Source organism: Actinomadura sp. 3N407 (assembly GCF_052245875.1).
Classification (GTDB): Bacteria; Actinomycetota; Actinomycetes; order Streptosporangiales; family Streptosporangiaceae; genus Spirillospora.
Map to the genome: position 1 here is coordinate 1 of NZ_JBQQBP010000100.1, position 564 is coordinate 564.

The 564-nt window shown below is 73.2% G+C and carries 1 protein-coding gene; it reads left to right on the top strand.

The window, feature by feature from the left end; genetic code table 11:
• Positions 1-415: 415 nt before the first annotated feature.
• Positions 416-514, top strand: coding sequence for a 30S ribosomal protein bS22 (locus ACTWPP_RS45125; RefSeq protein WP_018654693.1), 99 nt, complete (start codon positions 416-418; stop codon positions 512-514).
• The last annotated feature ends 50 nt before the right edge of the window (positions 515-564 follow it).

The window sequence follows — 564 nt, forward strand, 5'->3', positions numbered from 1 at the left end:
CCGCCTACTCCATACCCGGCCGTGCAGGGGGCGTCGGGACGGTTCGCAAGAGCCGCCCCGAAGCTGGGGGAGCAAGACGAGGACCGGTTCGACTGTCCGGACACCGGGCGGGACGGGCGGTGGCCACAACGGCCACCGGGCCGCCCCGCCGGTGCGAAACGGTGCCGGGCGCCGCGCGACGCGCGGCGCCAGGCCCCGCACGCCGGGCCGCAGGCTCCACCCGCGAGGCTGCGCGCTCCGCACGCCAGGCGCTCGGCTCCGTGCGCCCAGTGCGCGGCCCACCGGGCGGCCCACCGGCGTGACCCCGCCTGGTACAGCGGTACCCTTGGGCGGCGGACCGTGCGCGCGTTACGAGCGATGCTCGCCAGCGGCACGCCCGCCTCCTGCACATCACCGGAATGCCGAGCGAGGTCCCGTGGGCTCTGTCATCAAGAAGCGGCGCAAGAGGATGGCCAAGAAGAAGCACCGCAAGCTGCTGAAGAAGACGCGCATCCAGCGTCGCAACAAGAAGTAGTCGTCACGCCGGCCTCTCAGCCGTAAGGGGTGGGGCGCACTGTGTCCTCC